Here is a 21,929-nt window from a genome sequence, read left to right as displayed (position 1 = left end):
GCCTTTAGGCCGCGCGGGCGATCGAGCGGCGACGGCTGACGAGCACCGCGGCGGTGGCGATGGCACCGGCCCCGAGGATGCCACCCGCGATGAGCAGGCTCTCCGCGTTGGCCACCGGAATACCCTCGATGCCGGCGTTCGGCCCGACCGTGGCGTTTGCAAGGGCCACCTCGGCAATCGATCCGTCCGCTCCGAGGCCGATCGTCAGGGCGTTCTGCGTGAACGAGCCGTCCGGGTTGGTCGTCTTATTGTTCACGTCGAGCTGCGCGAGACCGTCGATCGCGGTACCGAGCGGTCCACCGAGCGCGGTCGCGAGGTTCGTGAGGATCGGCGTGAGCAAACCGTTCGCGAGGTCGATGGCGGCCTGAAGCAGCGCACCCACGAGCGGGAACGTCGCAACGAGCGCCGAGACCTCCGTGAGCAGGCCGCTCACGATGCTCGTGAGCTTCGTGACGAGAGCCTCGGGCAGGTACTGCAGGAGATTTGTTCCCTCTGGCAGTTCGTTGAGGCTTGCAACCTCCGCCGCCGCGAGCAGCTCATCGAGCGTGACCTCGATCGTGCCACCCGGCGTGACGGGGTTCTCGATCGTCACCCCCGTGAGGGTTGTGACGGTGCCGAGGAGCGTGGTGAGGATGGGCGACAGCTGCGAGAGCGTGCTATCCAGGAGCGTTCCCCCGACTCCGACCGAGAGGTCCGAGATCGTGTAGTCGCCCGTCGCGGGTACCCCACCAGGCAACTGCTGCGCGCTCGCGGCAACCGCGCCGATGCCGATGTTGAGGTTTACGAGGTCTGCGCCGCCGAGGAGTGCGGCGGTTCCGACCGTGATGCTCGCGGAGTCGCCGGCACCCGGGGTGCCGACGTTGCTTCCCTCAGGGGTGGTCTCAATATCGAGCAGGCCAGGGGCGGCGCTCACCGTTCCGGAGAATGCGACGGATGAACCGTCCGGTCTGGCCTCGGCGTACTGGCCGACGGCACCGAGGCGGATGAGCCCGGTATCACCGAAGAGGCCGATTCCCGGCGCCACCTGGATGTTGAGGGCCCCCAACGCGGTGGCGTCGAGGGGCACGTTGGCGACGACCGTCGGCTCGCCGGTGGCGTTCACCGCGGTGGCGCCGGCGAGCTCTAACAGCCCATCGATGGGTGTACCGAGGAGGCTCGCGGTGAGGAGTCGACCCTCACCCTGCGAGACGACGGGAGCCGCTGTCGCGGCGGTGGGAAGCACAATGACGGCGGCGGCGCCGAGAGCCAGAGCGGCAACGGTGCCCGAGCGGATGGAACGCGAACGAGACGTGAACGTTTTCATGGCTGGGATCTTCCTTCTTTGCACAAGAAGTTGTTATGGAACTCAGTGCCCCGCTCCCCAGCCAGGTCACCCGATTGATGCCAGCCTTGCACGGATGCGATTCGATCTCAACCCTCCCCCGAGGTTCCCTCACAGCGCGACGATGAGCACCGCCAACCAGGCCCCCACGAGCATCGCGGGCGCGAAGGGGATGCGAGAGCGGAGGGTGAGCCGCCGGATGGCCATCCCAACGAGACCCATCAGTGCACCGACGAAGAACCCAGCAATGGCGCCCCAGAACCACACCTGGAGACCAAAGATCCCGAGCACCGCGCCGACGACAGCGGCAAGTTTGACGTCCCCGAAACCGACCGAACCGGGAGCCACCACCGCCGGTACGAGGTAGATCACGAACAGCGCGGCGGATCCGGCGAGCATCCACACCGCGCGGAGCGGATGGTCGTCGAGGAGTGCTGCGGTCGCCCCGAGAACGAGCACGATTACGAGGCTCGGCAGCACGATGCGGTTCGGGATGATGCGCCGACGGAGGTCGATCGCGGCGAGCACAACGCTCACGACCGCGAAAGGCGCGAGCACGAGCAGGACGGGCGAACCCGGCATCCGCGCGACGGAAACGGCCGTCAGCGCGATCGCAACGGCGGTGCCCCCGATCCACGCGACCGCCCGGTATCGCGGGGCCGTGGGAACCGAGGTATGCTCGACCCCGCCCGAGGGGACGTCATTTTCGGTCATTTTTTGCTCGAATCGCACATCTCTTATGGGGTACACGGTGTCACCCAAATGGGGGGTACCATTTCGTTACCGTGCGTCTGGGACCTGAGCGTATCCTGACCCCGACGCACGCTCACTTTGTGAGTGCCACCTGTCCGCTCAGTGGTAGCCGAATTCCTGGGGGTTTTTATGTTCATACGCACATTCGACCGCATTCGTTCGCGGCTCGTTCGGGATGAGACCGGCGCCACAGCGGTGGAGTACGGGCTGATCGTCGGCCTGATCGCCGTTGTACTCGTGGTCGCCGTGGCGGGACTTTCCGGCGCTCTTGGCAACATGTTCGGCGGCATCGAAGACGTACTCAACAACAACGTGCCGGCCGAAGAGCCTCCGGCAACGCCATAACGGACCCGTGAAGCAACCGGGGAGCGCGCGCAAGAATCAAGGGGATTCCGAGAGCGGGGCTGCCGCGGTCGAGTTCGCCCTCGTGCTGCCGGTGCTGCTCATCGTGCTGCTCGGCATCATCGAGTTCGGCGCGGCGTACAACGCGCAATTACTGCTGACGAACGCCGCCAGGGAGGCTGCTCGGTCGTACTCGATCACGGCCGACGAAACAGCCGCGGTTGCGGCAGCGTCGACCGCCACCGAGGTCATCGGTTTGCCGCTCACAGCGAGCGACATCGACTTCGCTGTCACCCCGAACGGTGTGTGCTCCAGTCCCGCGATGCTGACTGTCACCGTCACGGTACAAAAACCGCTCCTGACCGGCTTCTTCGGCGCAACATTGCCGCTCAGCGGAAAGGCAACCCGGCAATGCGGAGGCTGATCAGCGGCGCTAAAGACGAGCGCGGCGCGAGTGCCGTGTTCATCGCCATGACGATGACGATTGTGCTCATCGTCGCGGCGCTCGTTGTCGACATGGGCGCCGCCATTTCGCGCGATGCACAGTTGCAGGATGCGGCGGATGCTGCAGCACTCTCGCTCGCTCAGCGCTGCTACGAAAGCCCGGCCACAACCGATGTCGACGGGTGCGCCGCGGACGTCCGAGCCGGGGCGAGCGCGACCGCTAATGCGATCGCCGATGCCACGGTCGGAGACGGCAACGCGAGTGTCGTGGGTGAACCGGTATTCGGCGACGGCACCGTGACGGTGAACCTCACGAGCACGCAGAACGCGTTGTTCTCCTGGAGCGTCGGCAGTAGTGGAACGGATGTCGCGGCGAGCGCCACCGCCCAATGGAACACCGCGGCCGTGGCCCTACCCCTCGCGGTGAACTCATGTGTACTCGGTGAACCGAGCGAGGAGACCACCTTCATCGGAACGGGTCTCTACGGGGGTGTTGAAACGCTGCTCTCCTCTGTCGGCGGACTGATTGCGATTTTCGGTGGCACGGTCGACCTCGCCGATTACGTGGAGAAGGTCGTCAACTGCAACACGAATCTGCTTGCGGGGGGCTGGCTCGCAAACATGCACGACGACTGCACGTTCGATCCCAACCTTGCGACGTACGTGGGGGCGAGCTTGCGCAAGATTGTCGCCTACGACTCATGTGCGGACGTGATCCGTGGACTCGAGGGCAAACGGGTACTCGTGCCGGTGTACGACAGCGCGGTGGGAACAGCCGTCGGATCCGTGTTTGGAGAGACCGACATTAAACGCTTCGCCGAGATCCGCGTCACGGGCTGGGACTTCGAGGGGATCCTGAGTTCGGGCGAGAACCTCGAGTATTACCCGCCCGGCGGGGAGGACCCCGGATGCAGTAGCGACCTCGGGGAGTTGCTAGGTCTAGGTCCGGGAGTTGTTAGCTCGCTGTTGCCCTTTGTCGAGGGCCTTCTCGCGGAGGCTCTTGCCTGCCAAGGCCTTCAGGGTCAGGTCGTTGACGACGATCTCACCGAGCAAGAAGCCGCCGAAATCTTAACCCCCTACCGCCTCGTCGCCTAAAAGAAAGTCCCGATGAGAACACGAATTATTGCCCTGGTCGTCGCCATCGCCCTCGCCATCGCCGGCGGGGTGTTGCTTGTGAACTACGTGAGGGGTGCCGATCAGCGGGCATCCGAGGGCGCGGAACTCACACCGGTGCTTGTGGTTACCGACACGGTGCCGCAGGGCACGCTCGCCAGTGAGCTCGAGCTTTTTGTGGAGCAGCGCGAGGTTCCTGCGGCCTTCCGGGCGGAGGGCGCCTTCACTAGTGTCGATGAGCTCGCCGAGGTCGCCGACCTCGTGACGACGGCGGCGCTCGTGAGCGGTGAGCAGCTCGTTCGCGAACGCTTTGCCTCACCCGAATCGCTCGTCGAGAGTGGCGGCTCCGTGCAGATTCCGGAGGGTTTGCAGGAGGTCACGGTCTCGCTGGAGGCCCCGCGCATCCTCGGTGGGCGTATCGCCGCAGGCGACTCGGTCGGCGTGTATGTGAGCGTCGAGAGTGACGGCGCCAACCCACGCCAGACGCGACCGCTGCTCGAGCAGGTTTTGGTGACCGCCGTTTCGGGTGGTCAGGCGGTGTCCGCGGATGGCACGATCAGCGCCGGCAACACGGTCACGGTCACTCTCGCGGTGTCGGAGGTCGACGCTCAGGCCATCATCTACGCGCGCGAGTACGCGCAGCTGTGGTTCACGAAACAGAACGAGGAGACGACGCCGAGCACCAACACGCCGTTCACCCTTCAGGAGCTCCTCACGTGACCCGCGTTGTTCTCATCGGGCCCGACAGCGCCCTGGAGGAGCAGTCCCGTCTGCTCCTCGAGGACCAGGTGGTCGTGTTCCCGCCCGCCGAAACCGAAGCCGTGCTGAGCCGTCTCTTCCGACTGCCCGTTCGCCCGCAATTGGTAGTTTTTGGCCCTTACGTCACCGCGGAACAGACCGCGGAACTCGCGGCGCGCCTGCGATTGACGATCCCCTCCCTCGCCGTTGCCGGTTCCGGCTCGGAGGTGACCCCCGCCGATGCGGCCGTCGGCATCTCGTTCACCCTCGCTCCGGGGGCGGAACTCGAGGATGTCGACGCGCTCTTCGTCGCGGCATCCGACCGGGCCGCTCGCGCTGCCGCGCAGCTCTCCACACCCCGAGAACTGCGCCCGCGGGGAGAAGTGGTTGTCGTGACGGCGCCGAAGGGTGGCGTCGGCAAAACGACGATCGCGACAAACGTCGCCCTTGTCCTCGCGGCGATGCGCCCGCACGAGACGGTGCTCGTCGACCTCGACCTCCAGTTCGGGGACGTCGCCGAGGCACTCGCTCTCGAGCCGACGGCGTCGATGGCGGATGCCGTGGGCCCCGCCGCCTCGCGCGACGTGCTCCTCGTCAAGCACGCACTCACTCCGCACTCGAGCGGGCTTCTCGTGCTGGCCGCGCCGCCCTCACCCGTGCACGCTGACCGGATCACCGCGCGCGATATCGCGATCGTTCTGCGGCAACTGGCCCAGGAGTACGCCTTTGTCGTCGTGGATACGGCTCCCGGTCTGTCCGAGCACACCCTCGCCGCGATCGACGAAGCAGCCCACGTCATCTCGGTGACGAGCCCCGACATCACGAGCGTCCACGGCCTCACCAAGGAGCTTTCGGTGCTGCGTGAACTGTCGATGATTCCTGAGTCGCATCAGTTGGTGCTCAACCTCATGGGCCGCGGTGCGCGGCTGGCCGAGATCGAGGGCGCACTCGGACACCGTGTCGGAGTGGTGGTGCCGCGCACGGGTGCGGTCGGGCGATCGACCAACCGCGGAGTGCCCGTGGTGATCGATAGCCCTCGGGATCGGGCATCCGGCCGATTCCGGGATCTCGCCACCCGGATTGCCGAACGCGAGCGACCGACGAGGAGTCGCCGTTCCGAACGGAAGGACAGCAGATGAGTCTCTCTGATCGCCTGGATGCCGCACGCAACCGCCGCGCGGCACCGCCGCTGGTGAACACGTCGTTCACTCCTCCCGTGCTGCCACCCCCGCCGGCCGCGCCGACTGAACCGGAAGCCGGTGTACCCGACGTCGCCGAACCGGAAACCGCCGAGTCGCAAGCCGCAATCGCACCCGAGGTCGAGCACGAGCCCGCTGTGCCTCCGCAATCCGAGCCATCGACCGCTGGCGAGTCCGAGTCGCCCCACGAGGACGTACCGCCGCCGGTGACGTCCATCCCTGCCTTCACCGCACCGCCCTCGGCACCTCCCGCACCGCCGGTTGCTGCCACCCCGGTTGCCACGCCGCCGACGGCCGAGCCCGAGGAATCACGCGAGTACGTGGAATTACGCCAGCAGATCTCCGACATCCTCACCGATCGCATCGGCACACGCATCAACGATGCGCGACTGAGCGAGTCGGAGCTGGACGCGGCCGTGCGTCGCGAACTCGCGTCGATCATCGATGAGCGCGGAGCGTGGCTCGGTGAAAGCGAGCGACTGCGCCTCATCCGGGAACTCGCCGACGAAGCGCTGGGGCTCGGACCCCTCCAGGCGCTCCTCGATGACCCCACCGTGAGCGAGATCATGGTCAACGGCCACGATCACGTCTACGTGGAACGACGCGGGCGACTCCACCGCGTTCCCGTCGCCTTCCGCAGCGAGGACCGATTACGCCGTGTCATCGAACGAATCGTGTCCCGCGTCGGCCGTCGCATTGACGAATCGTCGCCGCTCGTCGACGCCCGACTGCCCGACGGCTCGCGCGTGAACGCGATCATCCCGCCGCTCGCGGTGGGCGGACCGTCGCTGACGATCCGCAAGTTCGCCGAGGAACCGTTCACCGCCGGCGACCTCGTGAGCCTCGGCACCCTCAACACCGACATGGTCGACCTGCTCAGTGCGTGTGTGCGCGCTCGCCTCAATGTGGTCATCTCAGGTGGCACCGGAACGGGTAAGACGACACTCCTCAACGTGCTCTCGTCGTTCATCCCCAGCGATGAGCGCATCGTGACGATCGAGGATTCCGTCGAACTGCAACTGCAACAGGACCACGTCGTGCGCCTCGAGTCGCGGCCGGCCAACCTGGAGAACCGCGGCGAGGTCACGATTCGCGACCTCGTGCGCAACTCACTGCGTATGCGCCCCGACCGTATCGTCGTTGGCGAATGCCGCGGCGGCGAAGCGCTCGACATGCTCCAGGCGATGAATACCGGGCACGACGGCTCGCTCTCGACGATCCACGCCAACTCGCCGCGCGACGCCATCTCGCGACTCGAGACCCTCGCGCTCATGGCCGGCATGGAGTTGCCGCACCGCGCCATCCGCGAGCAGATCGCGTCGGCCGTCGACCTCGTCATCCACATCACGCGCCTCCGCGACGGCACCAGGAGGGTGACACACGTCACCGAGGTGCTCGGCATGGAGAACGACATCATTACCCTGCAGGATGTCTTCACCTTCGACTTCTCGGCGGGGGTGGATGCGTCGGGCCGGTTCCTCGGTGTACCGAAGAGCACGGGCATCCGACCCCGCTTCCTCTCCCGTTTCGACGAGTTGGGTGTGCCCTTCGCTTCTTCGGCGTTCCTCGGCGAGGATCGTGCGTTCGACGAACGTCGGGAGTGGTGATGACCCCACTGCTCGCAGGGCTCCTGTTGCTCTTCGTCGCCGCCGCCATCGTCATCCTGCTCGTGGCGCGGCCGCGGTCCCAGGCACCCGGATACGCGGCGGAACGCCTGCGCCAGTGGGGCCGCACGGCATCCGAGCGAACGGATGACGCGGTGCGGCGTCGCGGCCTCGGCATCGTCGAACGTGTCGAGCTGTCCGGTCTCCACGTGAGCGCGGGAGCGGTGGTGTTGCTCGCCGCGACCGCGGCTGCGGGCGCCGTCGTCCTGGGTATCGTGATCGCTCTCGCGCGGCCCTCGTTCGTGGCTTGGGTTCTTCCCGTCGTGCTCCCGGCCGTCGTGGTGGTCGGCGTTCGGTTGTTCCTCGACTACCGGATCGACCGGCGACGGGCAGCCTTCAGCGAGCAGCTCGAGGGCACACTCCAGCTGCTCGCCAGTGGTCTGCGTGCCGGCCACAGTCTGCAGCGCGCCGTCGACTCGGTGAGCACGGATTCGGCGAGCCCGACCGCCGAAGAGTTCACGCGAGTCATCAACGAGCATCGCCTCGGACGCCCCCTCAGCGATGCGTTCCTCGGTGTCGCGGAACGAATGAAAAGCGATGACCTCGCCTGGACGGCACAAGCGGTGGCCATCCACCGCGAGGTCGGCGGAAATCTCAGTGAGGTGCTCGACCACGTCGCCGACACCATTCGGGAGCGCCAGCAGATTCGCCGGCAGGTGGCAACCCTCAGCTCGGAGGGACGCGTGTCGGCGATCGTGCTCATGGTGCTGCCCGTGGGTGTCGCGCTGCTGCTCAGCGTGGTGTCACCCGGATACCTGAGCCTCTTCGTGACGACACCCCTCGGCTTCGCCCTCCTCGGGCTCTGCCTCATCCTGTTCATCGTCGGCAGCCTGTGGCTGCGGTCCATCACGAGGATCAGGTTCTGATCGTGGACGTCATCCTGCCCTTCCTCGGCCCGCTCCTCCTCGTGGCCGCCGTTCCCCTGGTGGTGCTCGCCGTGCTCCCGAGTGGCGGCCGGCCCTCGCGTCTCGCGGCCTACCGGCCGGCCAAAACGACTCCGCCGCCCTTCGCACCGCGCGCCCTCATCGAGCGCATGGAACGTAACCTCCAGCTCGCGGGGCTCGCAACGCAGTGGTCGCTGCGCACGCTCGTCATCGCGAAGCTCGTGCTGCTGGCCGTCGCGCTGGTGGTCGCGACGCTCCTCGTGCTGTGGATGCCGACCGCGACGATCATCCTCGTGGCGGTCATCGTTGTCATCGTCTCCTACTTCGTGCCCGACCTCATCGTGTGGGGGCGGGCTCGCGAGCGGCAGGACACCATTCAGCTCGAACTCGCTGACACCCTCGATCAGATCCTCATCTCGGTCGAGGCGGGTCTCGGTCTTGAAACCGCCATCGAGCGCGCCGGGCGGCACGGTCGCGGGCCGCTCGCCGCCGAGCTCGCGCGCACCGTACAAGACATGCGGGTGGGGGCATCCCGCCGCGAGGCGTACTCGGCGCTCGCCGCGCGCACCGAGGTTGTCGACCTGCAGCGCTTCGCGCGAGCGATCATGCAGGCGGACGAATACGGGGTGTCGATCGGCAACGTCGTGCGCACGCAGGCCAAGGACCTGCGTGCCAAGCGCCGTCAGCGCGCCGAGGAGAAGGCGATGCGGGTTCCCGTACAGGTGCTCTTCCCGCTTATGTTCTGCATCCTGCCGGTGCTCTTCATCGTTGTGCTCGCGCCCGCTGTCGCCAACCTGCTCTCGTCGTTCGCCGCGCTGTGATGCGCGCAGCGTAGGCTCGATAGGCCATGACAAGCCCGTACACCTGCATCCTGTTCGATCTCGATGGAACCATCGCCGATTCCGCGCCCGGCATCACCGCGTCGCTCGGTTACGTCTTCGAGAAGCTCGGACTGCCCGTTCCGAGCCAACCCGAGCTGCGCGAATGGGTCGGCCCTCCCCTGCTCGACGCGTTCCGCGATCGCGCCGGGATGACCCCAGAAGAATCCGCGGTTGCGCTCGCGATCTACCGCGAGCACTACATCTCACGCGGCACCAAGTCGAGCCCCATCTTCGATGGCATCCCCGCGGTTTTGCACGCGATCCACGACGCCGGGGTGCCGCTGGCGCTCGCAACGTCGAAGCCCGAGTTCCCGGCATCCGTCATCCTCGATCACGGCAACCTCACCCAGCTCTTCCGTGTGCTCTCGGGCGCGTCGATCGACGAAATCCGGTCCGCGAAGAAGGACGTCATCGCCGAGGCGATCACCCGGTTCCGGATGGTCGGTGTCGACGTTTCACGCCCGATCATGGTCGGCGACCGAGACTACGACGTCGAGGGTGCGGCGGTCCACGGGATCCCGACGATCTTCGTCGAGTGGGGCTACGGCTCGTCCGCCGAGAGCGAGGGTGCGATCGCGACGGTCGCCTCGCCGAGCGAACTCATCCCGTTGCTTCTGGGCTGAGGCTCAGTTCGCGGCTGGCGGGCAGTGCATCCGTGTCGCGGTGCGATCCTGTGAACGCTCGAAGGTGTGCTGCGACATGGCGTTGCCGCACAGCGGGCACGGCTTCTCCGCTACCGACGGCAGCGGTTCTTCCCCGAACGGGCCGAGTTGCGCCGGCCCCATGAACGGGAACAACGCACGGTTCAAACGCTGCCACCAGGCCAGTCGTTGCTTCTCGGGATTTACTGAGGACACAAATAGTTAGTATACTAATTAAATGACGGATGTCGACCCGCTCGCCCTCGACCGCCAAGTGTGTTTCGCCCTCGCCGCGACCTCGCGAGCGGTCATCGGGCTGTATCGCCCCGTGCTGGAACCCCTCGGGCTCACCCACCCCCAGTACCTCGTCATGCTCGCGTTGTGGGAGCGCAGCCCCCGCACCGTTCGCGACCTCGCCACCACGCTCTACCTGGAGCCCGCAACCCTCTCCCCCCTGCTCAAACGACTCGAAGAAGCCGGACTCGTCACGCGCGGCCGGAACGCCAACGACGAACGAGCGCTCGATGTATCCCTCACCGACGAAGGGCGAGCACTGCGGGCACGGGCGCAGGCCGTGCCCGGGCACGTGGTCGAACGACTCGGGGTCTCCGTGAGCGAGTTGGAGGGCATCCGGGATTCGCTCACCGCTCTGCTTGGTCGCGTCGCTCAGGTGTAGCCGCGCGGAGGTCTCTCGCGGTTGAATGGGGTCATGGGATCAGCGTTGACCACCATCGCGCTTCCGATCGCGCTCGGAATCATCATGCTGGGCCTCGGGCTAAGCCTCACCCCGCGCGACTTCACGCGAATCGCGCGGCACCCGAAAGCCGTCATCATCGCGCTCGTGTGCCAGCTCGTACTGCTGCCCCTCGTTGCCTTCGGGCTCGTGATCGTCTTCGCCCTGCCACCCGTGCTCGCTGTCGGCATGATGCTGCTCGCGGCGTCGCCCGGCGGTACAACGGCCAACCTCTACAGCCACCTCTTCCGTGGCGACATCGCGCTCAACATCTCTCTCACCGCGCTCAACTCGATCATCGCCGTCGTCACACTGCCGGTGATCGTGAACCTGTCGATCGCGTACTTCCAGCCGGGCGACGGCTCCGTCGGCTTCCAGTTCGCCAAGGCGCTCGAGGTATTCGCCATCGTGCTGCTACCGGTCGCGATCGGGATGCTCGTGCGCTGGTGGCGGCCGACATTCGCCGCGAGGATGGATCGTCCGGTGCGCGTCGCCTCCGTCGTCATCCTCGTCATCGTGATCGCGGGAGCCGTGGTCGCGAACCTGCAGCCACTGTTGGACAACATCGCGGCCCTCGCGGGAGTCACGGTGTTGTTCTGCCTGCTGAGCCTCACCCTGGGATTCCTCGTGCCACGCGCGTTTCGCGTCAGTCGCGAGCAGGCCGTCGCGAGTTCGTTCGAGATCGGCATCCACAATGCGACACTCGCGATCGTGATCGCGCAGACCGTTCTGGGTAACTTCGAGATGAGTCTCCCCGGAGCCGTCTACGGCGTGCTCATGTTCTTCATCGCGGCCGCGTTCGGGTTCGCCATCCGGGGTCGCGGCCCGCAGGGTTCCGAAAGCGCTGTTGCGCCTAGTGGGGCGCGAGACGACTAGTCACAAGTGCACTGTCACTCTCCATCGCGCTGTCACTCTCAGCGCGCGAGTCGCTCCACGATCGCCCCGAACAGTCGCGGGGCGCGCGCGGCCAGCGGCACAATTCCCGCGCGCAGGGGGCCGGATGCCGCGGTCACGAGGCCCGACGTGAGCGAACGGAAGTCCCGGCTCACGCGCCGCCACTCCCGCTCGTAGTCGACGTCACCGACGAGACTCGCGACGGCCGCGCGCGCATGGTCGAACCCCAAACGCAACCCCTCTCCCGTGATCGCGTCGACATAACCCGACGCGTCGCCGATCAGGAGCACCCGGCCATCGCGCACGCGGCGAGCGCGTTGTCGAAACGGCCCTGCACCGCGTCTCGCGGTCGCCCACGTCACACCGTCCAGTCGACGAGCGAGCTCAGGAACACTGGCGATCGCCGCGTCGAAATCGGTCCCGGCCGGGCCGAGAACCGCAACCCCGACCAGTCGCGGCGCGACGGGTGTGATGTAGACCTCGGCTCGCGGGGTCCAGTACACCTCGACGAGATCACCCCACGGCTCCATCTCGGCATGGCGACGGATGCCGTACCGTCGTAGCCGCTCGGGTGCACCCCGCGCCATCCCGGCCGCGCTTCGCACCGTCGAGTGGAGGCCATCGCAGCCGAGCAACCAGGAACCCCGGAGGTCCGCGGTCGACACGCCCGTGGCATCCTGCTCGACGGACTCGACGCGCCGCTCGAGCACCGTGACTCCTGCCTCGACCGCGCGCGCTGCGAGTGCGGAGTGCAACGCCGTGCGGCGCACCCCGCGCCCCGGGCCGGTCTCGAAGAGGTGGTCGACGCGCCTCGCGCCGTCGCGATAACTCACTCCGGCGAGCGGCATGCCGTCGGGGTCGACACCGAGCCGAGCGAGCAGCGGCAACGCCCCCGGCATGAGGCCCTCGCCACACGCCTTGTCGACGGGTCCCTCCCGCGGCTCAACGACGATGACGCTGAGCCCCGCCAATCGAGCCTCGATGGCAGCGGCGAGTCCCACGGGGCCGCCCCCCGCAACGATGACGTCAGCATCGCGGTAACTCATCCGAGTTCCCGAAGCGCTCGATTCTCGGTCGGAATACGGAAGCCGAGCAGCAGGATCGCGTTGAGCACGGTGAAGGCGATCGCCGTGATCCACGCGGTGTGGATGAGAGGCAGCGCGATGCCTTCGACGGCGACAACAACGTAGTTGGGGTGCGTGAACCAGCGGTACAGCCCGCGATCGGCGACACGACCGGCGCCGGGAACCACGATCACACGGGTGTTCCACTGCTGGCCGAGCGAACGGATGATCCAGTACCGGGCCACCTGACAGGCGACCGCGATCACGAGCATCGGCCAGCCGAGCCACGGCAGGAACGGGCGGTCGAGGAGGATTACCTCGGCGATGCACGCGAGGAGGAGCCCGGTGTGGAGGGCCACCATCCACGGAAAGTGCCGCTGACCGTATTCGACACCCCCACGCGCGAACGCCGCCGCCGCATTGCGACGCGACACGACGAGCTCGAAGATGCGCTCGGCACCCGTGGCGAGCACAAAAGCGACGTACAGCGCGACACTCACGGAAACTCCAGGAGCACAAACTCGGCGCTCACCCCGGGGCCGAGTGCAAACAGCAGGCCGGGCCCGCGCGCGCCCGCCTCGATGGTGTCGGCGAGCACGTGCAGGACGGACGAGGACGAGAGGTTTCCGACGCGGTCGAGGGAGGCCCAGCTGAGTGCGAAGTCGCCGGGCTCGAGATCCAACGAGCGAGCGAACGCCTCGAGCACGCGCGGTCCGCCCGGGTGGGCGACCCATGTTGAGATGTCGTCGACGGCGAGTCCCTTGTCGCCGAGGAAGGCGGCAACCTCCGTCGAGAAGTGCCTGTCGATCACGTCGGCGACGCCCGCCGTCAACACGATCTCGAACCCGGTGCCGCCCACGTTCCAGCCGATCACCCCCGTCGAGTCCGGGTAGAAGGAGCTCCGGGTATCGACCACACGGATGCCCGGCTCCGGTCGATCGTCGCCGACGAGAACGACGGCCGCAGCCCCGTCCCCGAACAACCCGGTCGCGACAAAATTCGCGATCGTCTCGTCGTCGCGTTGCAGGGTCAGGGAGCACAGCTCGACACTCAGGAGCACGCCGACCTCGCCGGGATGGCCCGCGAGGTAGTCGTTGACTCGGGCGATCCCTGCCGCGCCGCCGACACAACCGAGGCCGAACGACGGGAGTCGCTTGACGTCGGACCGCAGGCCCAAACGTTGAACCAGCAGCGCGTCAACGGAGGGGGCGGAGATTCCTGTCACCGACGTGAACATCACGAAGTCGACATCCGGAGGCTCGAGTCCCGCCGCAGTGAGCGCCTCCCGCAGCGCGCGTTCGGCGAGATCGGTCGCACACGCGATGAAGAGATCGTTCGACTCACGGAAGGATCCGAGGGTGCGGTACTGCTCGAGCGGCAGAGCCGTGTGGCGCGTACCGATGCCGGAGGCCGCGTGCATCCGTTCGAGCACGGCACGCTTGGACGGCACGGCCGAGATGAGCGGTGCGAGCTCCGCGGTGATCTCGGCTTGCGTCGAGACGTTATCCGGCAGGACGGGTGCGACTGCGGCGATCCGGCTCATGGCCGGGATTACTCTGCCGAATCGTCCGCGTTGACCGTGACGGAGAACTCGAGCGGCTGGATGCCCCCCTGAATGTTGCGCATGATGACATCGCTCTGCCCAACACGAACTCCCGTGAAGCCCGGGTTGAACTCAGCGGTCTCCTCGATGCGGCCCGGAGTGTAGGCGAGTACCGACTCGTCGGAGACCTCGGCGGTGTAGCTGTCGACGGGAAGATCACCCGTCGTCACGTTGATGGTCTGACCGATGACGATCGTGACGTTTTTGCCCTGCAGCTCGTTCACGTCGACCGTGACGGGAGCGATGACAGGGGTTTCGGGATTGGCGGGGGCACAGGCCGAGAGGCCGATGGCTGCGGAGACGACGACGGCTGCTGCGAGCACACGGAGAGACTTCATCGGGCAAGTATGTTGCTCCAACCTGTGGGTTTCAAGCGTGCAACACACACTTGCGGTCCCCCAAAAAGCGGTCTAGAGCGGCCCCGGGCGCGCGGGTAGCGTGGAAGTCGACACGAGTACCCGGGGTGGGGGTCGCGTCACGGGAGGGGGATCTCGGCGGTGGCACGTCTTTCTCGCGCGGCGGTCGCACTCGTTGTGGGTGCCCTGGTGACGTTCGGACTCGTGACGCCCGCGAACGCCGCGACCGGCATGGCCGGCGAAGTCTTCACGCTCGTCAACCAGCAGCGGGCCTCCCAGGGCCTGCCCGCCCTCGTCTCGGATCCCACGCTCGACCACGCGGCAGCGACGTGGGCACAGTACCTCGCATCCACGGGGCAATTCATTCACAGCTCCTCGTCGTGGCGCAGCGACATGATCTCGGGCGCGGGCTGGACGTTCTCGGGCGAGAACATCGCGGCCGGGTACCCGAGCTCATCGACCGTGATGAACGCGTGGATGAATTCATCCGGGCACCGCGCCAACATCCTGAACGGCAGCTACGTCGGCGTGGGCATCGGGTACGTGAGTGGCGGACCGTACGGCCACTACTGGGTTCAGATCTTTGCGGGCAGCGCACCGCGCGTCACACCCGGGTCGACTCCCGTGATCTCCGGGTCGGCGACGGTCGGCGGGTCGCTCACCGCGTCGACGAGCGGGTGGCCGTCGGGCACAACACTCAGCTGGAGCTGGGCATCCGGCGGCGTCACGATCCCCGGCGCAACCAGCCAGACCTACACGCCGACCATCACCGACGGAGGTCGCAAGCTGACCGTGAGCGTGACGGGATCCAAGTCCGGCTACTATCCCGCAACGACCGTGTCCGCCCCCTCCGCGACGGTGAGCAACGGCGCAAGTTCGACGCGTATTGCGGGGGCCAACCGCTATGAAGCGTCGGCCAACATGTCCAGAGCGGGTTTTGCCGGGGGTGCCCCTGTCGCGTTCGTCGCGTCCGGAATCGACTTCCCGGATGCCCTGAGTGCGGCACCGGCAGCGGTCCACTCCGGTGGACCCCTGCTCCTGACCCACCCCACGACACTCTCGCCCGCCGTTGATGCAGAACTACGACGGCTCGCCCCCGCGCGCATCGTCGTGACGGGCGGACCGGTCTCGGTGAGCGAAGCGGTCGTCACCCAATTGCAGTCCATCGCACCCGTCACCCGCCTCTCGGGGGCGACACGCTACGAGGTATCGCGAGCGGTGGTCGACGACGCCTTTGAGAGCGCACCGCTCGTCTACCTCGCGACCGGAAAAACGTATCCGGATGCCCTCACCGCGGGCGCCGCCGCCGGACACCTCGACGCCCCCGTGATCCTCGTGGACGGCACCGCGTCGAGCATCGATCCGGCAACACTCGCGCTGCTGAGGTCGCTCGGTACGTCCAGCATCAGGATCGCGGGCGGATCCCTCTCGGTGAGCGACGGCATTCGCGCGTCCCTGTCCTCCGTCGGCTTCACAGTCGACCGCCGTTCTGGCGCCAACCGCTACGAGGTCGCACAGGCGATCAACGCACAGGCCTTCGGGTCGGCATCGTCGGGGTACCTCGCGTCGGGTCAGAACTTTCCGGATGCTCTCGCCGGCGCGGCCCTGGCGGGTTACCAGAGTGTGCCGCTCTACCTCAGTGCGGCGAACTGTGTACCCGTCTCGACCTCGCGCGGAATGACGGCGGCGGGCATCCGGTCGGTCACCCTCCTCGGCGGCACGGCGACCCTCAGCCCGGCGGTCGCCTCCTTCACCCACTGCCCGTGAGTGCTTAAGGCAGCGGCCCTCCGCCGTACTTGCCGTTGATGACGGCCATCGTGGCGTTCATGATGCGGTGACGTAGCTGGCTGCCCGAGGCATCCGCGACACCGTAGCGGCTCAGCGGGTAGAAGCCGACGCTGTTGCCAACCCATACGGCGGTTGCCACGCGAGTGGTGGACGTGACGATCCAGGTCTGGATCGAGTCATCCGTGGTTCCCGTCTTGCCGAGGATCGGCACACCGTCACCCGGGTTCGATGCCGAACCGGTACCGCCGGTCATCACCGCGCGCAGGGCGACGGATGCCTGGGCCGCGATGTCCGGCGAAATCGCCTGCCGGCACTCCGGCTTCTGGCCGGGAAGGTCCTGCCCGTCCGGACCGACGATCTTGTCGAGGATGATCGGCTTGCAGTAGACACCACCCGCCGCGATCGCGGCGTACGCACCGGCCATGCTGATCGGGGTCACCTGGTTGGTACCGAGCACCGACGAGGGGTTGGTCCAGAGCTTGTCACCGTCGGCACGCTCGACACCGAGCGATTCGGCGACGTTACGAATGGCGCAGAGATCGAGCTTGAGTGCCATCGAGATGAACGCGCCGTTGACCGAGCCCGAGGTTGCCGACAGCACCGACATCGAGCCGCCGCCCCCCGAGTCGTTCTTGAACGGATACGGACCGCCCCACGGGCCGCGGCTGTCGGCGCACGTGTCGACGAACTGCGACTGCTGCACGGTTCTCGCCGTGCCGTCCACCGAGTCCGACAGCGAATGGCCTGCCTGGAGCCAGGCGATGAGAGTGAAGAGTTTGTAGGTCGATCCGGACTGGAAGCCGGAGGATCCGCCGTACTCCGCCGACGTGTTGTAGTTCACGGCCGAGGTGTCGCCACCACCACCGGTGATGCTGTCGTCGAAGCGTTTGTTCTCCGCCATCGTGAGCACACGACCGGTGCCGACCTCGACGGACACGGTCGCCGCGCCCAAGCCGAACGCTGGTTCGTTCGGCGGCGCCCAGAACGTTGTCTGGTTGTGCGCATTGCCCTGGACGTCGAGATCGAGGGTTGTGTAGAGGTCGTAGCCGCCCTGCTCCCAGTTGGCCCGCCGCTCGACCGGCGTCGCACCGAGACCCTCGAAGTTCTCGATGTTCTTGACCACGAAGTCACAGAACCAACGAGCCTCGACCATGGCATTGATGCAACCGCTGCCGCCCTCCACGGGCGCAAGCGTCGAGGCATCCACGGGGATTGCGAGGGCCTCGTTGAGCTGGTCCTTGGTGATGCTCCCGACATCCTCCATCGCGTAGAGGATCGTGTCGCGACGCTTCTGGTTCTCCGCGAAGTTGTCGGGATTGTCGAGTCCGCGCTCGCCCGGGTACTGCACGATAGCGATGAGGCTCGCCGCCTGCTCGAGGGTGAGATCTTTCGCGGCACGACCGTAGTAACGCTGCGCCGCAGCCTCGATGCCGTAGGTGTTGTCCCCGAAGAACGAGATGTTTAGGTACGCCGTGATGATCTCTTGTTTGGTGTACCGCTTCTCCAGGCCGATCGCGTACTTCATCTCCGCGAGCTTGCGGGAGAAGCTCTGCGCCGTCGCCTCCTCGTAGGCGGCGTCTCGCGCTGCCTCCGTCGGCTGCTCGAGAGCACGCTGAACGAAGAGGTTCTTGACGAGCTGCATGGTGATGGTGGACGCACCACTGTCGATGCCCTGCGAGCCGAGGTTGCCGAGCACGGCACGCATGACGGATGCGGTGTCGACACCGTTGTGCTCGTAGAAGCGGTGATCCTCGCCGTCGATAGCGGCGTTGATGGCGAACGGCGAGATCTCGTCGAAGGTGACCGCTTGGCGGTTCTGGAGGTAAACGGTCGCGACCGGGAAGTAGCCGTTCGTGTTGCCCTCGCCCGTGTACTGCGCCCAGATCGTGTTGCGCTCGTTGGGCCGATCAACGACGAGGTACTCGGGAAGCTCCTCAAAGATTCCCGTGGTGCTCGCCGCGATGACACCCGTCACACCGACAACGGGCGCGGCGCCAATGGCGAGAAGAAGACCGCCGAGAAGACTGAAGGCGAGCAGGCCCGACAGACCCTTGAGAAAACGGACGAGGCCGTTCTCCGGGGCCCGCTCGGCCGGATGGTGCCGCAGATACCAGGGACGAGTGTCTCTCGTCATGTCAGCACCCCCCTGCTCTTGGTCGTGGATGTGGTGTCCCGCGCGATCGCGAGCGCTGCCGAGAATTCGGCGGCCCTCTCCCGAGCCGCCGCGATGGGTTCGATCACGCGAGCGGTAGCCACGCGGTCGACCTCAGCGATGACGGACCGTCGAGCGAGCCTTCTCCGAAATCGCCCGACCACGGCTCCGAGAGCAGCACCCGCGACTCCGAGCAGAATGCCCAGCAGGATGCCTCCCAGTATAAGGAGCGTTGTGACGGGCCATCCTGTGACTTCTGGCACAGCGGGAACGATCATCGGCAAAGCCGATCGAGCGAAAATCCAGCCGACCCCGACGAGCGCCGAGGCGATCGCGAGCCACTGGAGAACTGCGAACGGAACCCACCACCACGACGCCCCGGAGGGAAGCGGTGCTCTCGCCACGGCGAGGTCCAGCTCGGGCGGGAGGGTGTCGAGTGACTGCTGCGCGGTGAGCCGGATGCCCGCCCGCCAGCTCTCCGTGAACGGTTCGGCCGCGGCATCCGCGTAACTGCGCACCGCGAGAGACACCCTGGCGGCCGACCCCGCGCTCATGGCAGGGAGGCTTGTGCGGTGCAGCTCGGGGTCAGACCCTCGGTTCGGACGCAACCCGAGGCGGCGCAGCGGGTCGGGCCTGAACCGAAGCAACCACGACACGATGGGCCACCCGGTGACCTGGCCGGTTCGCTTGCGGTACGACGCGGCGACCGCGGAGGCCACCACATCGACACCCGCCGCGATCGCGAGCTGGTCCACGAGGTCGCCGGAGGCCACGGGGCGCGGGGTTGTCGTCTGCGGAGCGGGAATGGTGTCGGCGAGGGACGACACATCCGCCTCGAGCCGTGCGGTGATGGCGGCGCGATCGGCCGCGAGGGCCGCGATCGCGTTTCGGAGTTCCGGGATGCCGTCGCCCGTGACGGCACTCGTCGTGAGGACTTTCGCCCGCACACCGTCGTGGTCGAGGAGAGTGGTGAGGGACGCGACCACCGCGGGCACGTCACGCTCGGCGAGCCTGTCGATCTGATTGAGAACAACCAGCGTGACCGCGCCGTGCCGAGCGTGGGGGGCGAGGAAGTCAACATGGACGACCGCGTCGGCGTACTTCTGCGGGTCGACGACCCAGACGAGCACATCGACCTGGGCCGCCAACCGTTCGGCGATTGCGCGATGGTGTGATTCGATCGAGTCGAAATCGGGCAGATCGAGCAGGATCAGGTGCTCGGCACCTCCAAAGATCCCCGACGCGGGATGACGAGTGCGCACGTCGAGCCAGTCGAGGAGCGCGGCCGATCCCTCGACACCCCAGATGACCGCGAGCGGCTCGGACGTCGTCGGGCGACGCATGTGCGTGGTTGCCACCTCCTCACCCACAAGGGCGTTGATGAGGCTCGACTTGCCGGACCCGGTGGCACCGAAGAGCCCGACCACCGTGTGGTCGCCCGAGAGCGATCGGCGGCTCTCGGCACGATCGAGGAGCGCATCGAGGCTCTTCATCAACTCCGGCTGGAGCCTGCCATCACCGAGGGCGCGAAGCTCGCGCAGTGCCGCCAGCCGCGCATCGAGAGTGCGACCGCTCATGCGCGCTCCTCCTCGACGGCCGCCACGAGATCGGCGGCCGCGGTGCGAAGTCCGTCAGGTGTTGAGCCGCGACGTACAGCGGCGAGCAGATCCTCAAAACGTCGCGCCTCCGCGGCGAGCAGGTCGTCGACACGGTGACCGAGATCGTCGCGTGCCGACTTCGCGAGTCGGCGCACGGCATCCTCGCCGAAGATCGTCTCCAGGAGTTTCTGCCCGACAACCGCCGACCCACCCGCGATCACCAGTTCTCCGCCGGTGAGACCACCGGTGGACGCGAAGACAACCACCATGAGTGCCACCGTCACGGCGTTGAGACCCAGGGAGAGCACTCGAGCTCTCGTACGTTTCGACCCGACGTTGTCGCTCACGAGTTGCAGAACAGCACCCTGCCACTCCCGGATCATCGCGGACGCCGCCCGCTCGAACCCCGCACTCGGCGCGGAAAGCGACGGATGCCCGGCAACAAGTTCGCGGCCGGCAGCGCTGCGCTGCAACTCCCGCCAGGCTCCCGCGGCCGCCCGTGCCGCCTGGTCGACGATGACGGCGTGTAAACCGTGCTCGATCGTGGTTTCGACCTCCGTGACGGGGGCTGGAACCCCGCGGAACCATGCCGTCACCGAATCGCGGGTGCGCGAGAACCACGACTCGACCGTGCGGAACACATCGGAGGTGCCGACAAAATCCTGCCACCGCGAGAGGACCTCGCCGCGCAGGAGCGCGCCGTCCTGGGTCGCCGCATCAATGCCAGCATCGGCACTCGAGTACTCGAGCCGAACGGCGGCCTCGGCCTCGTCGACCCACGCGAGCTGCGCGGCACGCGCCGTCGCGATGCGGTCGACGCGGTGCGCGAGATCGGTGACCGCACCGGCGAGGGTCGCGGCGGCGATACGGGAGCGCTCCGCGTGATCCCCGGAGATCGCCTCGAGCCACTCGCGCACCTCCGCCACCGCGGCCTGCGGGAGCATGCCCTCGGCCGTGAGCGCCTGCTCGGTGAGAGTAAAAACGCGAGCGCCAGAGAGACCGCGCGACTCGAGCATCCTGCCGAGGTCCTCGCGCACGTCGGCCTCCGCGCCGGGAGGCACCCGGTTGAGCACAACACCGACCGTGATGGAGCGGCTGGCCGCGTCATCCAGCAGTCTCCACGGCACGGCATCCGCGTAGCGACTAGCCGTCGTCACGAAGAGCCACAGGTCCGCGGCGGCGAGCAACTGTGCGGCGAGCGCGCGATTCTCGTCGGCGATCGAATCGATGTCCGGTGCGTCCAAGATCGCGAGGGATGCCGGAACGCGCTCGTGCGGGAGCAGCACGAGTTCGCCGATGCGCGAAGCATCCGGGGTCTCCCCGGCGGTCTCGGCGGTCTCCCCGGGTTCAGCGAGCCGCCCGCGAACCCTCGCGAGGCCGGGCAGGATGCGGTCGGTCGCGAACCAACCGGCATCGCTCGGCGCGTGCACGAGGATCGGTTGACGTGTGGTGGGCCGGATGACACCCGCCCGTGTCACGGGCGACCCGACGAGTGCGTTCACGATCGTCGACTTCCCGGCGCCCGTCGAGCCACCGACAACCGCCAGGAGCGGCGCGTCCAGGTCGGTGAGGCGAGGTCGGATGTAGTCGTCGATCTGCCTCACGGCGGCAGCAGCCGCTGCCCGTCCCTCGAGTGCGCCCTCCAGGGGAAGGGGGAGCGAAACACCCTCCAGCGTCGTCCGTACGGCATCAAGCCGCGCGAGAGCGCCGGAGGCCGAGGTCATCCCCTAAGAATGCCTCACCAATGCTGGGGGCGGGGTG

The 21,929-nt window shown here is 67.1% G+C and carries 22 protein-coding genes; 12 read left to right on the top strand and 10 right to left on the bottom strand.

Going from position 1 to position 21,929, the window contains the following annotated elements; translation table 11 throughout:
* Positions 1-4: 4 nt before the first annotated feature.
* The gene (locus tag LH407_RS07695) at positions 5-1,303 is read right to left on the bottom strand and encodes a PVV-CTERM domain-containing choice-of-anchor G protein (RefSeq protein ID WP_322134575.1); all 1,299 of its coding nucleotides are present in this window, start codon (positions 1,301-1,303) and stop codon (positions 5-7) included.
* A 129-nt stretch (positions 1,304-1,432) separates the two neighbouring features.
* Positions 1,433-2,035 (bottom strand): prepilin peptidase, encoded by a 603-nt coding sequence (locus LH407_RS07690; protein ID WP_322134576.1) that lies wholly within the window; start codon positions 2,033-2,035, stop codon positions 1,433-1,435.
* A gap of 168 nt (positions 2,036-2,203) precedes the next feature.
* Here LH407_RS07690 and LH407_RS07685 point away from each other — a divergent pair, with 168 nt between their 5' ends.
* The 9 genes from LH407_RS07685 to LH407_RS07645 are packed head-to-tail and all read left to right on the top strand — an operon-like array spanning position 2,204 to position 9,962.
* Positions 2,204-2,419, top strand: coding sequence for a Flp family type IVb pilin (locus LH407_RS07685; protein WP_322134577.1), 216 nt, complete (start codon positions 2,204-2,206; stop codon positions 2,417-2,419).
* Between the two features lie 7 nt (positions 2,420-2,426).
* Entirely contained in the window at positions 2,427-2,840 is a 414-nt protein-coding gene (locus LH407_RS07680; RefSeq protein WP_322134578.1) for a TadE/TadG family type IV pilus assembly protein, read from the top strand.
* Positions 2,828-3,955: a pilus assembly protein TadG-related protein gene (locus LH407_RS07675; protein ID WP_322134579.1), complete on the top strand. Its 1,128-nt coding sequence runs from the start codon at positions 2,828-2,830 to the stop codon at positions 3,953-3,955. Before LH407_RS07680 ends, LH407_RS07675 begins: the two co-directional genes overlap by 13 nt.
* A gap of 12 nt (positions 3,956-3,967) precedes the next feature.
* On the top strand, positions 3,968-4,693 hold the full coding sequence (gene cpaB / locus LH407_RS07670) for a Flp pilus assembly protein CpaB (RefSeq protein ID WP_322134580.1): 726 nt from the start codon (positions 3,968-3,970) through the stop codon (positions 4,691-4,693).
* Positions 4,690-5,850 (top strand): AAA family ATPase, encoded by a 1,161-nt coding sequence (locus LH407_RS07665; RefSeq protein ID WP_322134581.1) that lies wholly within the window; start codon positions 4,690-4,692, stop codon positions 5,848-5,850. Before cpaB ends, LH407_RS07665 begins: the two co-directional genes overlap by 4 nt.
* Positions 5,847-7,517: a CpaF family protein gene (locus LH407_RS07660; protein ID WP_322134582.1), complete on the top strand. Its 1,671-nt coding sequence runs from the start codon at positions 5,847-5,849 to the stop codon at positions 7,515-7,517. The genes LH407_RS07665 and LH407_RS07660 overlap by 4 nt, the downstream gene beginning before the upstream one ends.
* Positions 7,517-8,440, top strand: a complete 924-nt coding sequence (locus LH407_RS07655) for a type II secretion system F family protein (RefSeq protein WP_322134583.1) — start codon at positions 7,517-7,519, stop codon at positions 8,438-8,440. The genes LH407_RS07660 and LH407_RS07655 overlap by 1 nt, the downstream gene beginning before the upstream one ends.
* A gap of 2 nt (positions 8,441-8,442) precedes the next feature.
* Complete coding sequence (locus LH407_RS07650; protein WP_322134584.1) at positions 8,443-9,279, top strand: type II secretion system F family protein; 837 nt, start codon at positions 8,443-8,445, stop codon at positions 9,277-9,279.
* A 26-nt stretch (positions 9,280-9,305) separates the two neighbouring features.
* The gene (locus LH407_RS07645) at positions 9,306-9,962 is read left to right on the top strand and encodes an HAD hydrolase-like protein (RefSeq protein WP_322134585.1); all 657 of its coding nucleotides are present in this window, start codon (positions 9,306-9,308) and stop codon (positions 9,960-9,962) included.
* A gap of 3 nt (positions 9,963-9,965) precedes the next feature.
* Here the strand turns inward: LH407_RS07645 and LH407_RS07640 are convergent, their stop codons facing one another.
* Entirely contained in the window at positions 9,966-10,196 is a 231-nt protein-coding gene (locus LH407_RS07640) for a hypothetical protein (RefSeq protein ID WP_322134586.1), read from the bottom strand.
* Between the two features lie 22 nt (positions 10,197-10,218).
* Between LH407_RS07640 and LH407_RS07635 the strand changes: the two genes are divergently transcribed.
* Both LH407_RS07635 and LH407_RS07630 read left to right on the top strand, forming a co-directional pair.
* Positions 10,219-10,656, top strand: a complete 438-nt coding sequence (locus LH407_RS07635; protein WP_322134587.1) for a MarR family winged helix-turn-helix transcriptional regulator — start codon at positions 10,219-10,221, stop codon at positions 10,654-10,656.
* A gap of 33 nt (positions 10,657-10,689) precedes the next feature.
* Positions 10,690-11,589 carry a bile acid:sodium symporter family protein gene (locus LH407_RS07630; protein ID WP_322134588.1) on the top strand — a complete coding sequence of 300 codons (900 nt, stop codon included), beginning with the start codon at positions 10,690-10,692 and terminating at the stop codon, positions 11,587-11,589.
* Between the two features lie 38 nt (positions 11,590-11,627).
* Here the strand turns inward: LH407_RS07630 and LH407_RS07625 are convergent, their stop codons facing one another.
* From LH407_RS07625 to LH407_RS07610, 4 genes are read right to left on the bottom strand one after another with little or no spacing between them, the layout of a single operon-like run.
* Positions 11,628-12,653, bottom strand: a complete 1,026-nt coding sequence (locus LH407_RS07625; protein ID WP_322134589.1) for an NAD(P)/FAD-dependent oxidoreductase — start codon at positions 12,651-12,653, stop codon at positions 11,628-11,630.
* Positions 12,650-13,171 carry an isoprenylcysteine carboxyl methyltransferase family protein gene (locus LH407_RS07620; RefSeq protein ID WP_322134590.1) on the bottom strand — a complete coding sequence of 174 codons (522 nt, stop codon included), beginning with the start codon at positions 13,169-13,171 and terminating at the stop codon, positions 12,650-12,652. Before LH407_RS07620 ends, LH407_RS07625 begins: the two co-directional genes overlap by 4 nt.
* Positions 13,168-14,214, bottom strand: coding sequence for a type III polyketide synthase (locus tag LH407_RS07615; protein WP_322134591.1), 1,047 nt, complete (start codon positions 14,212-14,214; stop codon positions 13,168-13,170). Before LH407_RS07615 ends, LH407_RS07620 begins: the two co-directional genes overlap by 4 nt.
* 8 nt (positions 14,215-14,222) lie before the next feature.
* Positions 14,223-14,612, bottom strand: coding sequence for a hypothetical protein (locus tag LH407_RS07610; protein WP_322134592.1), 390 nt, complete (start codon positions 14,610-14,612; stop codon positions 14,223-14,225).
* Between the two features lie 159 nt (positions 14,613-14,771).
* Here LH407_RS07610 and LH407_RS07605 point away from each other — a divergent pair, with 159 nt between their 5' ends.
* Positions 14,772-16,397: a cell wall-binding repeat-containing protein gene (locus LH407_RS07605; RefSeq protein ID WP_322134593.1), complete on the top strand. Its 1,626-nt coding sequence runs from the start codon at positions 14,772-14,774 to the stop codon at positions 16,395-16,397.
* 4 nt (positions 16,398-16,401) lie between these two features.
* On the opposite strand, the gene LH407_RS07600 is transcribed toward LH407_RS07605, so the two are convergent.
* Genes LH407_RS07600 through LH407_RS07590 form a run of 3 tightly spaced genes read right to left on the bottom strand, consistent with a single transcriptional unit; the run spans position 16,402 to position 21,892 of the window.
* On the bottom strand, positions 16,402-18,552 hold the full coding sequence (locus LH407_RS07600) for a transglycosylase domain-containing protein (RefSeq protein WP_322134594.1): 2,151 nt from the start codon (positions 18,550-18,552) through the stop codon (positions 16,402-16,404).
* Positions 18,549-20,147 carry a GTPase gene (locus LH407_RS07595; protein WP_322134595.1) on the bottom strand — a complete coding sequence of 533 codons (1,599 nt, stop codon included), beginning with the start codon at positions 20,145-20,147 and terminating at the stop codon, positions 18,549-18,551. Before LH407_RS07595 ends, LH407_RS07600 begins: the two co-directional genes overlap by 4 nt.
* Positions 20,144-21,892 carry a dynamin family protein gene (locus LH407_RS07590; RefSeq protein WP_322134596.1) on the bottom strand — a complete coding sequence of 583 codons (1,749 nt, stop codon included), beginning with the start codon at positions 21,890-21,892 and terminating at the stop codon, positions 20,144-20,146. Before LH407_RS07590 ends, LH407_RS07595 begins: the two co-directional genes overlap by 4 nt.
* Between the last annotated feature and the right edge of the window lie 37 nt (positions 21,893-21,929).

It is taken from the genome of Antiquaquibacter oligotrophicus (genome assembly GCF_020535405.1).
Taxonomy (GTDB): Bacteria; Actinomycetota; Actinomycetes; order Actinomycetales; family Microbacteriaceae; genus Rhodoglobus; species Rhodoglobus oligotrophicus.
The sequence above is the reverse complement of the archived record's forward strand: the minus strand, read 5'-3'. Positions and strand labels throughout refer to the sequence as shown.

Excerpts from the sequence above, each read along its gene's own strand:
- LH407_RS07695 (WP_322134575.1), bottom strand. The coding sequence starts at position 1,303 with ATGAAAACGTTCACGTCTCGTTCGCGTTCCATCCGCTCGGGCACCGTT.
- LH407_RS07690 (WP_322134576.1), bottom strand. The coding sequence starts at position 2,035 with ATGACCGAAAATGACGTCCCCTCGGGCGGGGTCGAGCATACCTCGGTT.
- LH407_RS07685 (WP_322134577.1), top strand. The coding sequence starts at position 2,204 with ATGTTCATACGCACATTCGACCGCATTCGTTCGCGGCTCGTTCGGGAT.
- LH407_RS07675 (WP_322134579.1), top strand. The coding sequence starts at position 2,828 with ATGCGGAGGCTGATCAGCGGCGCTAAAGACGAGCGCGGCGCGAGTGCC.
- cpaB (WP_322134580.1), top strand. The coding sequence starts at position 3,968 with ATGAGAACACGAATTATTGCCCTGGTCGTCGCCATCGCCCTCGCCATC.
- LH407_RS07660 (WP_322134582.1), top strand. The coding sequence starts at position 5,847 with ATGAGTCTCTCTGATCGCCTGGATGCCGCACGCAACCGCCGCGCGGCA.
- LH407_RS07655 (WP_322134583.1), top strand. The coding sequence starts at position 7,517 with ATGACCCCACTGCTCGCAGGGCTCCTGTTGCTCTTCGTCGCCGCCGCC.
- LH407_RS07645 (WP_322134585.1), top strand. The coding sequence starts at position 9,306 with ATGACAAGCCCGTACACCTGCATCCTGTTCGATCTCGATGGAACCATC.
- LH407_RS07635 (WP_322134587.1), top strand. The coding sequence starts at position 10,219 with ATGACGGATGTCGACCCGCTCGCCCTCGACCGCCAAGTGTGTTTCGCC.
- LH407_RS07630 (WP_322134588.1), top strand. The coding sequence starts at position 10,690 with ATGGGATCAGCGTTGACCACCATCGCGCTTCCGATCGCGCTCGGAATC.
- LH407_RS07625 (WP_322134589.1), bottom strand. The coding sequence starts at position 12,653 with ATGAGTTACCGCGATGCTGACGTCATCGTTGCGGGGGGCGGCCCCGTG.
- LH407_RS07615 (WP_322134591.1), bottom strand. The coding sequence starts at position 14,214 with ATGAGCCGGATCGCCGCAGTCGCACCCGTCCTGCCGGATAACGTCTCG.
- LH407_RS07610 (WP_322134592.1), bottom strand. The coding sequence starts at position 14,612 with ATGAAGTCTCTCCGTGTGCTCGCAGCAGCCGTCGTCGTCTCCGCAGCC.
- LH407_RS07600 (WP_322134594.1), bottom strand. The coding sequence starts at position 18,552 with ATGACGAGAGACACTCGTCCCTGGTATCTGCGGCACCATCCGGCCGAG.
- LH407_RS07595 (WP_322134595.1), bottom strand. The coding sequence starts at position 20,147 with ATGAGCGGTCGCACTCTCGATGCGCGGCTGGCGGCACTGCGCGAGCTT.
- LH407_RS07590 (WP_322134596.1), bottom strand. The coding sequence starts at position 21,892 with ATGACCTCGGCCTCCGGCGCTCTCGCGCGGCTTGATGCCGTACGGACG.